The sequence below is a fragment of the Brachymonas sp. KE5 genome (genome assembly GCF_057773645.1).
Map to the genome: position 1 here is coordinate 835,400 of NZ_CM173463.1, position 17,883 is coordinate 853,282.

The window sequence follows — 17,883 nt, forward strand, 5'->3', positions numbered from 1 at the left end:
TGCAATGGCGTTGGCTGTTTGCGGCTGCTGCTAGGCAGGCGGCGCAGAACCAGTGAGAAGCCAACGGAGTTTCCAGAGAAGCCGGGCCGGTGTGAAAACCGTGGGCGCGGCATGCAGCAAAATGCTGGTGTTGCCATGCACTGGTGGTGGCAACAGCAAGTATTGTCGCATGCTGGGATAATGGAGGGCAAAGAAATTTGCCAGCAAGCGTAAATTTTTGACAATTGCAGCCCGAAACAGCCCGCCCGCACAGGGTGTGGCGGCTGCCACCTCATCCGTATTACAAGGAAAATCCATGGCCCAGTACGTCTATTCCATGAATCGCGTCAGCAAGATCGTGCCGCCCAAGCGCCAGATCCTGAAGGACATTTCGCTCAGCTTCTTTCCCGGCGCCAAGATCGGTGTGCTGGGCCTGAACGGCTCGGGCAAGTCCACGCTGCTCAAGATCATGGCCGGCATCGACAAGGAAATCGAAGGCGAAGCCACCCCGATGCCGGGGCTGGACATCGGCTACCTGCCGCAGGAGCCGCAACTCAACCCCGAGCACACCGTGCGCGAGGCGGTGGAAGAGGCGATGAAGGAAGTCAACGACGCCCGCGCCCGCCTGGAAGAAATCTACGCCGCCTATGCCGAGCCGGACGCCGACTTCGACGCGCTGAGTGAAGAACAGGGCAAGCTGGAGGCCATCATTGCCGCGGCCGGCACCGACAGCGAACACCAGCTCGAGATCGCTGCCGACGCACTGCGCCTGCCGCCCTGGGAGGCCGTGATCGGCAAACTCTCCGGTGGTGAAAAACGCCGTGTGGCGCTGTGCAAGCTGCTGCTCTCCAAGCCCGACATGCTGCTGCTGGACGAGCCCACCAACCACCTGGACGCCGAATCGGTGGAGTGGCTGGAAATCTTTCTGCAGCGCTTCCCGGGCACCGTGGTGGCCATCACGCACGACCGCTACTTCCTCGACAACGCCGCCGAGTGGATCCTGGAACTGGACCGTGGCCACGGCATTCCCTACAAGGGCAACTACAGCACCTGGCTGGAGCAGAAGGAAGCGCGTCTGGAACAGGAGCAGCGCACCGAAGACGCCCGCACCAAGGCCATGAAGAAGGAACTGGAATGGGCGCGCCAGAACCCGAAGGGCCGTCAGGCCAAGAGCAAGGCGCGTCTGGCCCGCTTCGAGGAACTGAGTGACTACGAATACCAGAAGCGCAACGAGACGCAGGAAATCTTCATTCCGGTGGCCGAGCGTCTGGGCACCGAGGTGATCGAGTTCACCAATGTGAGCAAGTCCTTTGGCGACCGCCTGCTGATCGACAATCTGAGCTTCAAGGTACCGGCGGGTGCCATCGTCGGCATCATCGGCCCGAACGGCGCGGGCAAGTCCACGCTGTTCAAGCTGGTGGCCGGCCTGGAGCAGCCGGACAGCGGCGAGGTGAAGATCGGCAAGACCGTGCAGATGGCCTTTGTCGACCAGCACCGCGATGACCTGGCCAACGACAAGACCGTGTGGGAAGACATCTCCGGCGGCCTGGACATCATCACCGTGGGCAAGTTCCAGATGCCAAGCCGTGCCTACTGCGGCCGCTTCAACTTCAACGGCGGCGACCAGCAGAAGAAGGTCGGCATGCTGTCCGGTGGTGAGCGTGGGCGCCTGCACCTGGCCAAGACGCTAATGCAGGGCGGCAACGTGCTGCTGCTGGACGAGCCCTCCAACGACCTGGACGTGGAAACCCTGCGTGCGCTGGAAGACGCGCTGCTGGAGTTTGCCGGCAGCGTGATGGTAATCAGCCACGACCGCTGGTTCCTGGACCGCATCTGCACGCACATTCTGGCGGCAGAAGGCGATTCGCAGTGGGTATTCTTCGACGGCAACTACCAGGAGTACGAAGCCGACAAGATCAAGCGTCTCGGTGAAGAGGGTGCCAAGCCCAAGCGTGTGCGTTACAAGGCGCTGAAGTAATCCCGAAACCGGTTGCCGGATTCGAACAGGAGCGGAGCAGGCTTGCGGGTCTGTTCCGCTTTTTTGTATCCCGGTGTTGCACCGTGGTGTTACCAGTCATGACAAGCCCTGACACCTGGTGGTGGTAGGCTGGCAGCACCATGCGCCTGATTCCCTATTTCCTGGCCGATGCCATTCCCTTCACCGCCACACGCGAACAGGTGCTGGCGCACTATGGCCGTCCGCGTGCCGCACAGGGCAACAACGTGGGGCTGAACGAGCTGGACTATGGGGACCTGATCGTGCGATTCCAGGACAACGGCCGGCTGGAGGAAATCACCCGGCGTTCGCCGCTGCTCTATCTGGGTGATGAACTGATCCCGTTTGCCCGGCTGGCCGATCATGTGCGCCGGCACGATGCGGCGGCATTCGAGCGGGGCGGATTCGTGGTGAGCCCGCGTTTCGGGCTGGCTTTCGATCCGGACTGTCCGCCGTGGATTACCGCGCTGGCGGCGCACTGCATTCCGACCTGGCGTGCCATGGGACAGACCTGAGAACGTCATTAAAATGACGTACAGAAATGGAACAATGCAATCTTCCTGCATGACTCCGTTTCAGTGTTCGCAATAGCTCGAAAAAACGCACGCCCGTTCGTAACGTGTTGAAATAGCTGATGTTTTTCCTGCGTTATCACCAGAAGGTTTGTGCGTTTCTGGCAAGCGCGGGTACTATGTCACCAAGGAGACAAAGTGCGGATGCCGTGTCTGCACTCACAAGCATGCGAGCCATGGATACAACAGCCATTCGGCCGCATCGGATCGAGCCGCTGGTGGCGGCTGCCGATGCTCTAGAGGCCATTCCCTCCACCTTGCGCATTCCACTGGCCGGGCGCGCCCTGGGCGACCGGATGTTCCCGCAAATGGCCGTGCACGATCGTTACGCCGCCGCCACGCTGGCTGCCATTGGCGATGACGGCAGCCGCTGGGTCGGCGATTGCTACAGCATGTGGGGCGTGCTGGCCCGCACGCGCTATATCCGCGAGCAGGCGCAGCGCTTCATGCGCGACTATCCGAAAGCGCACTTCGTCAACATCGGTTGCGGGCTGAGCCAGTATTTCCAGTGGCTGGACAACGGCAGCACGCGCATGACGGATGCCGACCTGCCCGAAGTGGTGGCCTTGCGTGACCGCTTGCTGCCTCCGCTCAACGCACGCCAGCAGACCGTCACGGTGGACCTGACGGCCGAGGACTGGTGGCGCCAGTTGCGCCTGCCGCGTCGCCAGGGCCAGCCGCTGTTCCTGCTGCTGGAAGGCGTGAGCATGTACCTGTCCGCCGGACAGATGCGCGGCGTGCTGGACACCATCGGTGCCTATGCGCCCGCCGGCTCGCTGCTGGTGCTGGATGCCTTCAGCGTGCTGGCGACCGGCAGCGCCTTCTGGCATCCCTCGCTGCGCAACACGGGCGCCAGCATCAAGTGGGGCCTCAAGCGCGCGGACGAACTGGAGCAGGCGCACGAGCGCTTCTGCCTGATCGACAGCATGGACATCATGGCTGGCTACGACTGGGCCAATGCCATGTGCAGCGCCGGATTCACCTTCATGGCGGGCATGCCGTTCTATGCGATGTATGTGCTGAGCGTGGAATAAGCGGTTCCGGCATGCGGACAAAAAAAGGGTGGCACTGTGAACTGCCACCCTTTGCTGCGTCTGGAGGGCTTACACCTCGACGATCATCTCGATCTCGACGCAGGCTCCCAGCGGCAGCTGCGCCACGCCGAAGGCGCTGCGCGCGTGGGCGCCGATGGTGTTGCCGAACACCTGGCCGATCAGTTCGCTGCAGCCATTGGTGACCAGGTGCTGCTCGGTGTATTCGGGCGTGGAATTGACCAGGCTCATCACCTTGACGACGCGCTTGATGCGGTTGAGGTCGCCGGTGGCGGCCTGCAGGGTGCCGAGCAGGTCTACCGCGACGGCACGCGCGGCCTGGGCGCCGGTGGCGGTGTCCATGTCCTTGCCGAGCTGGCCGGTCCAGACCTGGCCGTCCCGCTTGGCGATATGGCCGCTCAGGAAGATCAGGTTACCGGTCTGCACGAAGGGCACGTAGGCGGCGGCCGGCACGGCGACCGGGGGCAGGGTGATGTCGAGGGCGGTGAGCTGGGCGTAGACGTCGGACATGGTGGTTTCCTTCTCTGGGGTTGGCGGGATGACTGCGATTGTAGGCGCGCGTGGCGAGGCTTCAGACGGGCTCTACCGTCACGCCGACGTCCAGCGTGTGGCCATGACCGCCGCCGTGCAGCACGCCGCGCAGGGGCGTGACATCGCCGAAGTCGCGGCCGATCGCGACGGTGACGTAGTCTTCTCCGGGCGTGCCCCAGCCGAAGCGGTTGTTGGTGGGGTCGAAATCGCACCACAGGCCGTGCTGCTGGATGCCGCCCGCATCCAGCGCCTGTTCGCCATGGGCATCCGGCAGGAAGACCGAGACCCAGGCATGCGAGGCGTCGGCGCCGATCAGACGGGGCTGGCCGGGCGGCGGTTGCGTGAGCAGATAGCCGCTGACGTAGCGGGCCGGCAGGCCCAGTCCGCGCAGGCAGGCGAGCATGATGTGCGCAAAATCCTGGCAGACGCCGCAGCGCTGCTCCAGCGCGGTGAGGGCCGGGGTGTGCAGGTCGGTGCTGTGCGGGTCGTAGCGGAAATCGGCATGGATGCGTGCGGTCAGTTCAATGCACGCCTCGAACAGGCAACGGTCGGGGCTGAGCGAGGGGGCAGCATAGTCGACAAAGGCCGGCTCGCGGGCGACGTAGGGCGAGGGGTAGAGAAACTCTGCAGCCTGGCTGAATTGCTGGCCGGCGCGGTAGGCGAACTGCTCGCGCACCTGCGCGCAGGTGGCGTGGCTGAAGCGGATGGGGGGCGCTGCCGTCTGTACCAGGCTGCGCGCGGTGACTGTGAGCGCCTCGTGCGGCTGCTCGATGGAGAAGTGGCAGCGCTGGTTGCCGAACACGTCGGTGCTGGTGTCCATGCTGGCGGGGGCGGGATCGGCCTGCAGCTGGAAATCCAGCAATTGCTGCCAGGGCGTGCTGACCGGTTGCAGCCAGGCCATGTGCTGGGCGTGCTGCACGGCGGGGGTGTAGCCGTAGCGGGTCTGGTGGGTGATGCGGAGCAGCATGGGTGTGGATTGTCAGGCGCCCACGCTGTGGGTGGCGGGGTCGGCCGGGTGGAAATAGGTGCGTGTGATGTCGTCCGTGAGCATCATGGCCAGCTGGATGCACTGGCGCAGGAGGTGCGACGACTCGGACGGGGCGCTGGCAGCTTGCTGCAGGCTGGCCTGCAGGGAGTCGATCTGCTGCGCGAGCGGGACACTGTCGGGCACCGCCGGTGAAAAAGGCAATGGCGGCAAGGCTTGCAGCGTGATGCTGATCTGCTCCAGCACCCAGCGCAGCGAGCGGGGATGGCGCGTACTGCCGGTCAGGGTGTGCCAGGCTTCTGCCGCCGGTGGGCCGAACGACTGCATGCGGGGCTGCTGCAGGTGCTGGTCGAACAGCGCCGTCAGGGTGGCGGCCGTCTGGCCGTCCAGCGGGGTGCCGGAGGTGCTGGCTGGCAGCAGTGCGCCGGCCACGAAGCTCAGGCGCTCGATCCAGCGGCCCAGCATCAGCAGTTGCCAGCCGGCATCGCGCTGTAGGCGGTCGAGCTGTACGCCGGTGACGGCCGCCATGGCGTGGCTGAGCTGGTGCAGCTGGCTGGCCAGATCCATGGGGGAGTGGCCTGGCTGTTCGCCGTTGTCGGTGCGCAAGGCTCGCATGTGCGTTTCGGCTTCCTGCACCAGATGCCAGTGCTGGTGGGGCAGTTGCCCGCGCAGCTCGGCGGCGGTGCGTGCCATTGACGCGATATTGCCTTGTGCGGCGCAGCCCCGGTCCTGCCACTGGCGCATCAGTTCGCGGGCCAGCTGTTCGTCCGGCAGATCCGCAGGAGTTTCGCTGCTGACGAGCTGCTGGTCCAGCAGCAGCTGCCGCAGCCAATGGCGCAGGGCAGGTCCGGGACGGTCGAGTTGCTGCAGACTGTCGAGCGTGAGCAGTTGCAGGCGTACGGCGTTTTCTGCGCGTTCGGTGTAGCGGCCAAGCCAGAACAGGTTTTCGGCCGTGCGGCTCACGATGCGCTCCGGTTCGCTTGCGTGATCCCGGGGTGGCTGCGCGATGGCGGGGTTGATGCTTCCAGTGACCCAGACGTCGGCGCTGCTGCGGCCATTTTGCATCGACATGATGGAATCATCGCCAGCCGCCAGCCGGGCCATGCCGCCCGGCAGCACACGCCAGCCCTCGCCGTCGCTCAGGGCGAACAGGCGCAGCACCAGGGAGCGCATCGCCGGATATCCCTCTTGCCGATTCTCGCTGTGGACCCAGGCTGGCATCTGCGACAGGGGGGCGTAATGTTGCAGGGTGAAATCGTCGCCCTGGTTACGCATGTCGCTCCGGAGTTGCTCAAGTTCCTCGGCGTCGAGTTCGCGGCCCAGGCGCGTGGGGAAACTGTCATGCAGCTCACTGCCCGAATAGGTTGGCTTGATGGCGTAATCGTGCAGCTGCTGTTCAGCGCCGGTGCGCACGGCTGCCTCGCCACACCACCAGGTAGGCAGGGCGGGGATGGCAAGCGGTTCGCCCAGCACATGGCGCGCCAGTGGTGCCAGGAAGCCCTGCAGGGCGGGGGATTCCAGAAAGCTGCTGCCCGGGCTGTTGGCCACGATGACCTGGCTGGCACGCATGGCCTGCAGCAGGCCGGGGATGCCCTCGCGTGATTCGGGACGGAGTTCCAGCGGGTCCATCCAGCTGTCGTCCACGCGACGCAGCATGCCATGCACGCGCACCAGTCCGTGCAGGGTCTTGAGGTAGAGCTTGTTGCCGCGCACGGTCAGGTCGTGACCCTGCACCAGTGTCAATCCCAGATAACGGGCCAGATAGGCCTGCTCGAACCAGGTCTTGCTGTGGGCGCCGGGAGTAAGCAGGACCAGGGTAGGCGCTGCACCGTCTTCCACCAGGGGCTGGCACTGCTGCCGCAAGGTGTCGAGGAAGATGCGATAGGCTTCTGTGATTGTCGCTACCTTGAGCTGATTGAACCCTTCCGGGAACAATTGGCGCATTACATGGCGATTTTCAATCAGATAACCCAAGCCGGAGGGTGCCTGCGTCCGCTGCGCCATCAGCCACCACAAGCCGGCGTGGTCGCGGATCAGGTCGAAGGCGGCGATGTGCAGATAGCGCTGCTGGACGATGCCGTGCATGGGGCGCAGATAGCCGGGGTGGCCCTGGATCAGCGCCGGGGGCAGCCAGCCTTGCTGCATCAGGGTCTGCGGGCCGTAGACATCGGCCATCACCTTCTCCAGCAGCTGCATGCGCTGCCGGATGCCGGCGGCCAGGTGCTGCCATTCTTCGTGACGCAGCAGCAGGGGGAACAGGTTCAGTTCCCAGGGTCGCAGGGTGGCGGGCATGTTGCCCTGGGCGGTATAGCTGATGCCGTTGTCGCGGATCAGACGCTGCAGACGGGCCTGGTGCAGGTCCAGCGCTGCGGGGCTCGCATCGGGCAAGGCACTGAAAAAGCGCTGCCAGTCCGGCGTGAGCGGCAAGGGGGTATCGGAGGATGCCGAGCCCCGGAGTTCGTCGAAGTGGCTTGGTGCGGCGGCGCTCTGATCGAAGCCGGCGGGCGTAACGGGCACGGGGCTGCTGCCGCAGTCTCCGGCAGTAGGCGGGGCGGGCGGGTTGAGCGGCGCGGATGTCCCAATCATGCGGGCAAGTCTACGGGCGAATGGGGCTCTACATGTCTCTCAAGGCGTTACCATGCGCACATGGTACAAAAATTAATACATAAGAATTATATTTTTCATGATGAAGAAGCACGGCGGCGATCAATCACGCTGGCGGGGCTGGCCTGGGTGATTGGCATTGCGGTGCAACTGCAGCAGCCGTCGCTGTGGACGCAAAGCTGGTACGGGCTGCTGGTCGTTGGCGGGTTGATGCTGGCAGTGGGACAGATGAAGGGCCTGTTGCGTTCGCCGTGGTGGCTGTATGGCGCGATTGGCCTGCTGGCGTTTGCATCGACAGGCTGGCGCGCGGCAGCGTCGGTGGACAACCGTCTGTCCGGGGCTCTGGAAGGGCAGGAGCTGCTGGTGCGTGGCACAATCGCGGGCCTGCCGCAGTGGCAGGCGGATGGGGCCCGGTTTCAGCTGGAGGTGGAGCAGGCCACGTGGCGCGGGCAGGTTGTGCAGGTGCCGACTTTGGTCGCGTTAAGCTGGCGCAACGGCAACGGCAACGGCAACGGCAACGGCAACGGCAACGGCAACGGCAACGGCAACGGCAACGGTGGCGCTGGTGCCATTGCAAGCAACGGTGCCGCCCGCAACCGGGATACGACCCTGGCCGCCGGCAGGGCATGCGCCAGTTGCGTCAGCCCCGGCGAACGCTGGGAATTTCCCGTGCGTCTGCGCCAGCCGCACGGCAACCGCAACCCTTTCGGCTTTGATCTGGAGCTCTGGATGTGGCAGCAGGGTGTCGGTGCCAACGGGCAGGTGCTGGTCAGACCGGAAGATGCTGCGGTAACGCGACTGGCAGCGGCACCGTGGTACCGCATCGACCTCGCCATGGACGGCGTGCGCCTGCAGGTGCGTGAGCGGCTGCTGGCCTACGTGGCACCCGCGCAGAAGGACAGAGCCGATGCCGGAGAGCGCCAGCGTGTCGCCGGTGTGCTGGCAGCGCTGGTGATGGGCGATCAGGCAGCCATCGAGCGTCAGGACTGGGATATTTTCCGGCGCACCGGCGTGGCGCACCTGATGAGCATTTCCGGGCTGCACGTGACGATGTTTGCCTGGCTGGCCGGAGGCCTGGTCGGATGGGCCTGGCGACGCAGCGCACGCCGGGGCTGGCCCTTGTGCCTCTGGCTGCCGGCGCCGCTGGCCGGTTTGTGGGGTGGCGTGCTGTTTGCACTGCTGTATGCCTGGTTCAGCGGCTGGGGCGTGCCGGCCCAGCGCACGGTCTGCATGCTGCTGGTGGTGGCCGTGCTGCGCGGAGGAGGGCGGCAGTGGCCATGGCATGCGATCTGGGCCATGGCAGCGCTGGCCGTGACCCTGCTTGATCCCTGGGCATTGCTGCAGCCGGGCTTCTGGCTGAGTTTCGTCGCGGTTGCCATGCTGTTCATCACCGGCGAGGCGCAGCAGGCACCGGCAGCCGGCTGGCGCGGGCGTGTCTGGCAGACGGTGCGGGCCTTTCTGCACCAGCAATGGGTGGTGGTGCTGGCCCTAACGCCGCTGGCGATGCTGATGTTCGGCCAGTTCTCCATCGCCGGCGTTGCCGCCAACATGCTGGCGGTGCCGCTGGTGACCCTGCTGGTCACGCCGCTGGCGTTGCTTGGCGTGCTGCTGCCCCCTCTGTGGCTGCTGGCGGCGGACCTGCTGCAGATGATGAACGCCATTCTCGAATGGATGGCCAGCTGGCCGTGGGCAATGCACGGGGCAGCGCTGGCGCCGCTATGGGCAGGCATGGCCGGACTGGGTGGTGGCATACTGCTGGCCGCGCGGTTGCCGCTTGCCTGGCGCTGGCAGGGCCTGCTCTGGCTGGCGCCGGTGCTGCTGTGGCAATCGGTACGGCCGGCCAGCGGAGAGTTCGAGCTGCTGATGCTGGATATCGGCCAGGGCAGCTCCGTGCTGGTGCGCACGGCTGGCCATAGCCTGCTGTACGACACCGGAGCCCGGCACAGCGAACGCAGCGATGCGGGGCAGCGCATCCTGGTGCCGCTGCTTGCGGCGCTGGACGAGCGGCTCGACCAACTGGTGCTCAGCCATGCCGACAACGACCATGCTGGCGGCGCCCCTGCCGTGTTGCAGGCCCGGCCGCAGGCGCGGGTCATGGGCTCGCTGCCTCCGGCGCATCCCCTGCATGCCAGCCCGGGCGTCACGACCTGCCAGGCCGGCCAGCAGTGGGAATGGGAGGGAGTACGTTTCGAAGTCCTGCATCCCGCTGCAGGCGCTGCCATCACGGAAGCGAACACCAATGCCAGCAGTTGCGTGCTGCGCATCAGCAACGGGCGACGCAGTGCCTTGCTGGCGGGGGATATCGAGGTGGAGCAGGAGCTACGGCTGGCACAAATCCTGCCTGCAAGCCGCTTGCAATCCGATGTGCTGCTGGCCGCCCACCATGGCAGCGACACGTCCACCAGTCTTGAATGGCTGCAGGCCGTGCAGCCGCGCTGGACGCTGATCCAGCATGGTTACCGCAACAGCTACGGTCACCCGCACGCCTCCGTGCTCCAACGCCTGATGGCACAGGGCACCACCATCGTTCAGACCGACCAGTGCGGCGCCGGCTGGTGGCGTTCCAGCAGCAACCAGATCGTCTGCGAGCGTGAACAGCACCGCCGCTACTGGCAGCACGATGTGCCCTTGCCCGCCGTCCGTCAGCAGGCTCCTCAAGGCGGCACTGGGAATACGTGAGGCGAAGCATGGTGTACCTACCGGTTGCCCGCCTGCACGCGCTGGGACGACGCTCCCGTCACTCGGCATGCATTCCGACACACGGAATCCCCGCAGCTTGCTATGCTGTACAACAGAACAACAAGCCCGGGGAGATCCTGCATGCCTGCCTTCGACGAGATGTACCGTTTCGTGCCCTACGACCTGGCGCCGGTACGGGACCATTACGCAGCCTATGCCCAATGGCTGCGGCAACAGACCCCGCAGGATCTGCAATCGTTGCGCGAAGAGGCGGAACTGATCTTTCGCCGCGTCGGCATCACCTTTGCCGTCTATGGCGACAAGGACGAGGACGGCACCGGCGGCGAGCGCCTGATCCCCTTCGACCTGCTTCCCCGCGTCATCCCCGTTGCCGAGTGGGACCGCCTACAGGCCGGCCTGGCGCAGCGGGTTACCGCCCTCAACCGCTTCCTGCACGACGTCTACCATGAGCAGGCCATCCTCAAGGCCGGCATCATCCCGTCCGAACAGGTGCTCGGCAACGCGCAGTTCCGCCAGCAGATGATCGGCGTCAGCGTGCCCAATGGCGTCTACTCGCACATCAGCGGCATCGACGTGGTGCGTGCCACCCACGGCGAGGAAGAGGGCCAGTATTTCGTGCTTGAAGACAATCTGCGCGTGCCCAGCGGCGTGAGCTACATGCTGGAAAACCGCAAGATGATGATGCGGCTGTGTCCGGAACTGTTCCAGTCGCACAAGGTGGCGCCGGTGGCGCATTACGCCGACCTGCTGCTCGAAACCCTGCGCCAGAGCGCTCCCGCCGCGGTTTCCGACCCGGTGGTCGTGGTGCTCACCCCGGGCATGTACAACAGCGCCTATTTCGAGCACGCCTTCCTCGCGCAACAGATGGGCGTGGAACTGGTGGAGGGGCAGGACCTGTTCGTCAAGGACGGCTTCTGCTACATGCGCACCACGCAGGGCCCGCAGCGCGTGGACGTGATCTATCGCCGCATCGATGATGATTTCATGGACCCGCGCGTGTTCCGCAAGGAATCCACCCTGGGCTGCGCCGGCCTGATGGACGTCTACCGCGCCGGCCACGTCGCCATCTGCAACGCCATCGGCACCGGCATTGCCGATGACAAGTCGATCTATCCCTACGTGCCGCAGATGATCGAGTTCTACCTCGGCGAAAAGCCGCTGCTGGCCAACGTGCCAACCTGGCTTTGCCGCAAGCCGGACGACTTGCGCTACGTGCTGGACCATCTCGATGAACTGGTCGTCAAGGAAGTGCATGGGGCCGGCGGCTACGGCATGCTGATCGGTCCCACCGCCAGCAAGGCCGAAATCGAGGAATTCCGGGCCGTGCTGCAGCAGCACCCGGAGCGCTACATCGCCCAGCCCACGCTCAGCCTTTCCACCTGCCCGACCTTCGTCGACAGCGGCGTGGCTCCGCGCCATATCGATCTGCGCCCCTTCGTGCTCTGCGGCAAGGAAGTGCAGATGGTGGCCGGCGGCCTGACGCGCGTGGCACTGAAGGAAGGTTCGCTGGTCGTCAACTCCTCCCAGGGCGGCGGCACCAAGGACACCTGGGTGCTCTGAGCCACACAACAGCAAGAAAGGGAAGCCATGCTGTCACGCACTGCCGATCACCTCCTGTGGATGGCCCGCTACATCGAGCGCGCCGAAAACACCGCCCGTATGCTGGACGTCAACTGCCAGACCGGCATGCTGCCGATTTCTGCCGCGCAGGCCGAGCAGGGCTGGGAGGGGTTGCTCTCCATCTGCGAGCTGCTGCCGGCCTACCGCCGCCGGCATGACGATATCCGGCCCGAAAGCATCATTGCCTTCATGGCCGCCGATGCCGACAACCCGTCCTCCATCATCGCCTGCATCCAGGCCTCGCGCGAGAACGCCCGCGCCGTGCGCGGCCAGCTTACCACCGAAGTCTGGGAAACCTACAACCAGACCTGGATCGAGGCGCAGGCCATGCTGAAAACCGACATCCTCACCGATGACCCCAGCCGTTTCTTCGAGTGGGTGAAGGACCGTTCGCATCTCGCCCGCGGCGTGATGCTGGGCACCATGCTGATGGACCAGTCGCTGTGGTTCCTGCGCCTCGGTACCTTTCTGGAGCGCGCCGACAACACCGCACGCCTGCTGGACGTGAAATTCCACGCCCGCGACAAGGAATTCCACGTCAGTGATCTGGTGGACCAGGAAGAGCTGGACTTCTACCACTGGAGCGCCATCCTGCGCAGTGTCTCGGCCTTCGAGGTGTACCGCAAGGTCTACCGCGACGTGATCCGTCCCGACCGCGTGGCCGAGCTGCTGATGCTGCGCCCGGACATGCCGCGGTCGCTGCTGGCCAGCATGGACGAGGTGCTGACCAACCTCGACCGCATCGGTGCGAAAACCCTCAGCAGCCCCTCCCGTCGCCTGGCTGGGCGCATCCAGTCCGAGCTGCAATACGGCGAGATCCACGACATCCTGGAAACCGGCCTGCACAGCTACCTCACGCGCTTCCTGGAGCGCATCCACGAACTGGGGCAGGTGATTACGGACGAGTTCCTCTACTAGACAGCGCGGTGAGCCGGCGCGTCGCGCATGGCGGGATTACGGCTTTGCGTGTCGGCGTTGCGTTCGTGCTCCGGGACCATGCATCCCCGGAGCGCAATCAGTTCTGCAAACTGCCCTTCATCCGCAAGCGGATATGCTGCACCTCGAATCCCTGCGTCCTGAGCTGCTTGAGCCAGATCGGCAGCAACTGCCGTGCCTTGGCTGCCACCGCATTGCCCGAGACGATCAGGCACCATTCCCCATCCTCCACCACGCCAAAAGTGATATGCGCGCGCAGCATGGGCGGAATCAAGGGCGTGATGCAGCGCCCGCAGTCCTGCGCGTGGCGCAGCCGCTGCATCAGCGTGCCCAGCACCGGCGCCTCTTCGGCGGCCTGTTCCAGGCGGATGGCTTGGTGTCTGCGTTGCATGGCGCCATTATCGTTGCGCTGCAGGGCAGGGCGGCCGCTTTTCACAAATGCGCACAGATGCAATCGATTGCGACGGGGCATTGCTGCATCTGTAACCAAGCCGGATAGTAGAATGGGCGATTGCCGATCCCGGGTTGACGCGGTGCAGCATCGTGCAGTTGAGATTGCCCGCACCGCCCCTATCTGTTGAACCGGAATCCGCCTCAACACCCAACAAACTACAAGGACACTGCCCGTCCTGCAGCTCCCGCCCCGGCGGCGGCCCCCGGGCGGCAGTGTGAATGCATGGCCACCATCCTGACCAAAATCTTCGGCAGCCGCAACGATCGCCTGCTGGGCAAGTACCGCAAGACGGTCGCGCGCATCAATGCGCTCGAAAAGGACTTCGAGCAGCTCTCCGACGAGCAGATCCCTGCCAAGACCGCGGAATTCCGCGAGCGCGTCGCCAAGGGCGAAACGCTGGACGCCATCCTGCCCGAAGCCTTTGCCCTGGTGCGCGAAGCCTCCAAGCGCATCATGAAGATGCGCCACTTCGACGTGCAGATGATTGGCGGTCTGGCGCTGCACGAAGGCAAGATCGCCGAAATGCGCACCGGCGAGGGCAAGACGCTCACTGCAACGCTGCCGGTCTACCTAAATGCCCTGTCCGGCAACGGCGTGCATGTGGTCACCGTGAACGATTACCTGGCCAACCGCGATGCGCAATGGATGGGCCGCCTGTACAACTTCCTGGGCCTGACGGTGGGCGTGAACCTGCCGCAGATGCCGCGCAACCTCAAGCAGGAAGCCTACGCCGCCGACATCACCTACGGCACCAACAACGAATTCGGCTTCGACTACCTGCGCGACAACATGGTGTACGAAGTGGCCGAGCGCGTGCAGCGCCCGCTCAACTACGCCATCGTCGATGAAGTGGATTCCATCCTGATCGACGAGGCGCGCACCCCGCTCATCATCAGCGGCCAGGCCGAAGACCAGACCGAGATGTATCGCGCCATGAACCAGGTGGTGCCCTACCTCACGCGTCAGGAAGGCGAAGAGAACCTGGTCACGGGCGAAGGCGTCATCACCCCCGGCGACTTCACCGTCGATGAAAAGGCGCACCAGGTCTACCTGACCGAGCAGGGCCACGAGCACGCCGAGGAAGTGCTGGCCAGGCTGGGCCTGCTGCCCGAAGGCAGCTCGCTCTACGACCCGGCCAACATCAGCCTGATGCACCACCTGTACGCCGCGCTGCGTGCCAACCACCTGTACCACCGCGACCAGCACTACGTGGTGCAGCAGGGCGAAAACGGCCCCGAAATCGTCATCGTCGACGAATTCACCGGCCGCCTGATGGCCGGCCGCCGCTGGAGCGATGGCCTGCACCAGGCCGTCGAAGCCAAAGAGGGCGTGCCGATCCAGGCCGAGAACCAGACCTTGGCCTCCATCACCTTCCAGAACTACTTCCGCCTGTACGCCAAACTCTCCGGCATGACCGGCACGGCCGACACCGAAGCCTACGAGTTCCAGGAAATCTACGGTCTGGAAACTGTGGTGATTCCGCCCAACCGACCGAGCCAGCGCATCGACCAGCTCGACCGCGTCTACAAGACCACGCCCGAAAAATACAAGGCGGCCATCGACGACATCCGCGAGTGCTACGAGCGCGGCCAGCCGGTGCTGGTGGGCACCACCTCGATCGAAAACTCCGAGATCATCTCCGGCCTGCTGAAGGAAGCTGGCTTGCCGCACCAGGTACTCAACGCCAAGCAGCACGAGCGCGAAGCCGAGATCGTGGTGCAGGCCGGTCGTCCGCACATGATCACCATCGCCACCAACATGGCCGGCCGTGGTACCGACATCGTGCTGGGTGGCAGCCTGGAGAAGATGATCGCTGCCGTCGAGAACGACGCCAGCCTGGACGATGCCGCCAAGCAGAAGACCATCGAGGATCTGCGCGCCAACTGGCAATCCGACCACGAAAAGGTCAAGGAACTGGGCGGCCTGCGCATCATCGCCACCGAGCGCCACGAATCGCGCCGCATCGACAACCAGCTGCGTGGCCGTTCCGGCCGCCAGGGCGACCCGGGCTCGTCCCGCTTCTACCTGAGCCTCGACGACCAACTCATGCGCATCTTCGCCGGCGACCGCGTGCGCGCCATCATGGACCGTCTGAAAATGCCCGAAGGCGAAGCGATCGAGGCCGGTATGGTCACGCGCTCCATCGAAAGCGCCCAGCGCAAGGTGGAAGCCCGCAACTTCGACATCCGCAAGCAGTTGCTCGAATACGACGACGTCTCCAACGAACAGCGCAAGGTGATCTACCGTCAGCGCAACGAGGTGCTCGAATCCATCGGCCTGCAGGAGCAGATCGACGGCCTGCGCCAGAGCAGCTTCACCGATCTGGTGCACAGTTTCGTGCCGCAGCAGAGCATGGAAGAACAGTGGGATCTGGCCGGCCTGGAAAAGGCGCTGGCCGACGACTGGGGTCTGGACATCAACCTGCGCGGCATGGTGGAGGCGTCCAACAGCATCACCGACGAAGAGGTCCTCGAGAAAGTGCTGGCGGAAACCGATGCCGCCTTCAAGGCCAAGTTCGACCTGGTGGGCGAGGAGCACTTCGTCAACTTCGAGCGTGCCGTGCTGCTGCAGAGCATGGACACGCACTGGCGCGAGCACCTGAGCGCGCTGGACCACCTGCGCCAGGGCATCCACCTGCGCGGCTACGCGCAGAAGCAGCCCAAGCAGGAATACAAGCGCGAGGCCTTCGAGCTGTTCGGCCAGATGCTGGACGCCATCAAGAACGACGTCACACGCATCCTGATGAACGTGCGCATCGAATCGCCCGAGCAGCTGGACGAGGCGGCCGAGGCCGCGCTGCCCAGCGATGGCGGCGGCTACATTAACATCACCTACACCTCGCCGAACGAAAGCGGCGAGCCGCAGAGCACGCCGGCTGCGGCAGGCGCCGCGCTGGCGGCCGGTGCCTTGGCCGACATGCCGGCCGAAGCCTTCGTCGGCGTCGGCCGCAACGATCCCTGCCCCTGCGGCAGTGGCAAAAAGTACAAGCAGTGCCATGGCAAGCTGAGTTGATCGGCGCTTGCCTTCCCACGGAAAACAGGCCTCGTGCCTGTTTTCTGCTTTTTTGGCGGCACAATTGAAAAATTGCGACCCGCACTGTTACCAACGATTTGTCTCCCGGAGATTTGTCCATGCCCGTGAACCTGACTGCCCCCCGTGCCGAAGACCTGCATCCCGTTCAGGGCCTGCGCCTGGGCGTGACCGAAGCCGGCGTGCGCAAGGCCAACCGCAAGGATCTGACCGTGCTGCTGCTGGATGAGGGTGCCTCTGTCGGCGCCGTGTTCACGCGCAACCGCTACTGCGCTGCTCCGGTGCAGGTCTGCCGCGAGCATCTGGAGGGCGGTCAGGCGGCTATCCGCGCCATGGTCATCAACACCGGCAATGCCAATGCCGGCACGGGCGCTTCCGGCCTGCAGGCTGCGCGCGACACCTGTGTGGCGCTCGCGAAGGAGCTGGGCGTGCAACCTCGGCAGATCCTGCCGTTCTCCACCGGCGTGATCATGGAAAACCTGCCGGTCGACCGCATCGTCGCCGGCCTGCCCGCCGCAATCGCCGATGCCCAGCCCGGCAACTGGGCGCAGGCCGCCGAAGGCATCATGACCACCGACACCGTGCCCAAGGCCTTCAGCGCCCAGGCCGAGGTGGATGGCGTGACCGTCACCGTCACCGGCATCAGCAAGGGCGCCGGCATGATCCGTCCCAACATGGCGACCATGCTGGGCTTTCTGGCCACCGACGCACGCGTCAGCCAGGGCGTGATGGCGCAACTGGCGCGCGAGCTGGCCGATGGCTCCTTCAACCGCATCACCATCGACGGCGACACCTCCACCAACGATTCCTTCGTCGTCATCGCCACCAACAAGGCCGCGCACGCCGAAATCACCAGTCTGGACAGCGCCGCCGGTCAGGCGCTGAAGGCAGCCATGCTGGACGTCTCGCGCCAGCTGGCCCAGGCCATCGTGCGTGACGGCGAGGGCGCCACCAAGTTCATCACCGTGCGCGTGGATGGCGGCAAGACGCAGGAAGAATGCCGTCTGGCCGCCTACGCCATTGCCCACTCGCCGCTGGTCAAGACGGCGTTCTTCGCCAGCGACCCGAACCTGGGCCGCATCCTGGCCGCTGTCGGCTACGCCGGCATCGACGATCTGGACCAGGGCAAGATCGAACTCTATCTGGACGACGTGCACGTGGTCACGCAGGGCGGCCGCAATCCCGCTTACCAGGAAGAACAGGGCCAGCGCGTGATGAAACAGGCCGAAATCACCGTGCGTGTGGATCTGGGCCGCGGCGCCGCCAGCGATACCGTCTGGACCTGCGACCTGAGCCACGATTACGTCAGCATCAACGCAGATTATCGTTCCTGATAAAGGCACCGGCAGGCGCAATGCTGCCCGGGCAGCACCTGCCAGAGCGAACAACAGGAGAAAAAATGGCGACCGGTCGGTCGCCATGCC

12 protein-coding genes are annotated in these 17,883 nt (G+C 64.9%); 8 read left to right on the forward strand and 4 right to left on the reverse strand.

Annotated elements, in window-relative coordinates:
• The first annotated feature begins 295 nt into the window (after nt 1–295).
• The 3 genes from ettA (at nt 296) to ACX36O_RS03995 (ending at nt 3,581) form a co-directional block, all read left to right on the forward strand.
• Nucleotides 296–1,957 (forward strand): energy-dependent translational throttle protein EttA, encoded by a 1,662-nt coding sequence (gene ettA / locus ACX36O_RS03985; protein WP_213359737.1) that lies wholly within the window; start codon nt 296–298, stop codon nt 1,955–1,957.
• Nucleotides 1,958–2,097: 140 nt separating this feature from the next.
• On the forward strand, nt 2,098–2,490 hold the full coding sequence (locus tag ACX36O_RS03990; protein ID WP_213359739.1) for a hypothetical protein: 393 nt from the start codon (nt 2,098–2,100) through the stop codon (nt 2,488–2,490).
• A gap of 233 nt (nt 2,491–2,723) precedes the next feature.
• Nucleotides 2,724–3,581 (forward strand): class I SAM-dependent methyltransferase, encoded by an 858-nt coding sequence (locus ACX36O_RS03995; RefSeq protein ID WP_250130970.1) that lies wholly within the window; start codon nt 2,724–2,726, stop codon nt 3,579–3,581.
• 69 nt (nt 3,582–3,650) lie between these two features.
• Here the strand turns inward: ACX36O_RS03995 and ACX36O_RS04000 are convergent, their stop codons facing one another.
• The 3 genes from ACX36O_RS04000 to ACX36O_RS04010 all read right to left on the reverse strand — a co-directional run bounded on the left by ACX36O_RS04000 (nt 3,651) and on the right by ACX36O_RS04010 (nt 7,701).
• Nucleotides 3,651–4,109: a RidA family protein gene (locus tag ACX36O_RS04000; RefSeq protein WP_213359741.1), complete on the reverse strand. Its 459-nt coding sequence runs from the start codon at nt 4,107–4,109 to the stop codon at nt 3,651–3,653.
• Nucleotides 4,110–4,170: 61 nt separating this feature from the next.
• Entirely contained in the window at nt 4,171–5,097 is a 927-nt protein-coding gene (locus ACX36O_RS04005) for a transglutaminase family protein (protein WP_213359744.1), read from the reverse strand.
• A gap of 12 nt (nt 5,098–5,109) precedes the next feature.
• The gene (locus tag ACX36O_RS04010; RefSeq protein ID WP_488360087.1) at nt 5,110–7,701 is read right to left on the reverse strand and encodes a circularly permuted type 2 ATP-grasp protein; all 2,592 of its coding nucleotides are present in this window, start codon (nt 7,699–7,701) and stop codon (nt 5,110–5,112) included.
• 147 nt (nt 7,702–7,848) lie between these two features.
• Here ACX36O_RS04010 and ACX36O_RS04015 point away from each other — a divergent pair, with 147 nt between their 5' ends.
• From ACX36O_RS04015 to ACX36O_RS04025, 3 genes are all read left to right on the forward strand, one after another.
• On the forward strand, nt 7,849–10,398 hold the full coding sequence (locus tag ACX36O_RS04015; protein WP_488360088.1) for a DNA internalization-related competence protein ComEC/Rec2: 2,550 nt from the start codon (nt 7,849–7,851) through the stop codon (nt 10,396–10,398).
• A gap of 141 nt (nt 10,399–10,539) precedes the next feature.
• Nucleotides 10,540–11,979: a circularly permuted type 2 ATP-grasp protein gene (locus ACX36O_RS04020; protein WP_488360089.1), complete on the forward strand. Its 1,440-nt coding sequence runs from the start codon at nt 10,540–10,542 to the stop codon at nt 11,977–11,979.
• A 27-nt stretch (nt 11,980–12,006) separates the two neighbouring features.
• A complete protein-coding gene (locus ACX36O_RS04025; RefSeq protein ID WP_488360090.1) occupies nt 12,007–12,957 on the forward strand; it encodes an alpha-E domain-containing protein in 951 nt (316 codons plus the stop codon).
• Nucleotides 12,958–13,054: 97 nt separating this feature from the next.
• On the opposite strand, the gene ACX36O_RS04030 is transcribed toward ACX36O_RS04025, so the two are convergent.
• A complete protein-coding gene (locus ACX36O_RS04030; protein ID WP_213359755.1) occupies nt 13,055–13,366 on the reverse strand; it encodes a hypothetical protein in 312 nt (103 codons plus the stop codon).
• Between the two features lie 285 nt (nt 13,367–13,651).
• Between ACX36O_RS04030 and secA the strand changes: the two genes are divergently transcribed.
• Nucleotides 13,652–16,441 carry a preprotein translocase subunit SecA gene (secA, locus tag ACX36O_RS04035; protein ID WP_488360091.1) on the forward strand — a complete coding sequence of 930 codons (2,790 nt, stop codon included), beginning with the start codon at nt 13,652–13,654 and terminating at the stop codon, nt 16,439–16,441.
• A gap of 119 nt (nt 16,442–16,560) precedes the next feature.
• Nucleotides 16,561–17,793, forward strand: coding sequence for a bifunctional glutamate N-acetyltransferase/amino-acid acetyltransferase ArgJ (gene argJ, locus ACX36O_RS04040; protein ID WP_488360092.1), 1,233 nt, complete (start codon nt 16,561–16,563; stop codon nt 17,791–17,793).
• Nucleotides 17,794–17,883 lie beyond the last annotated feature (90 nt).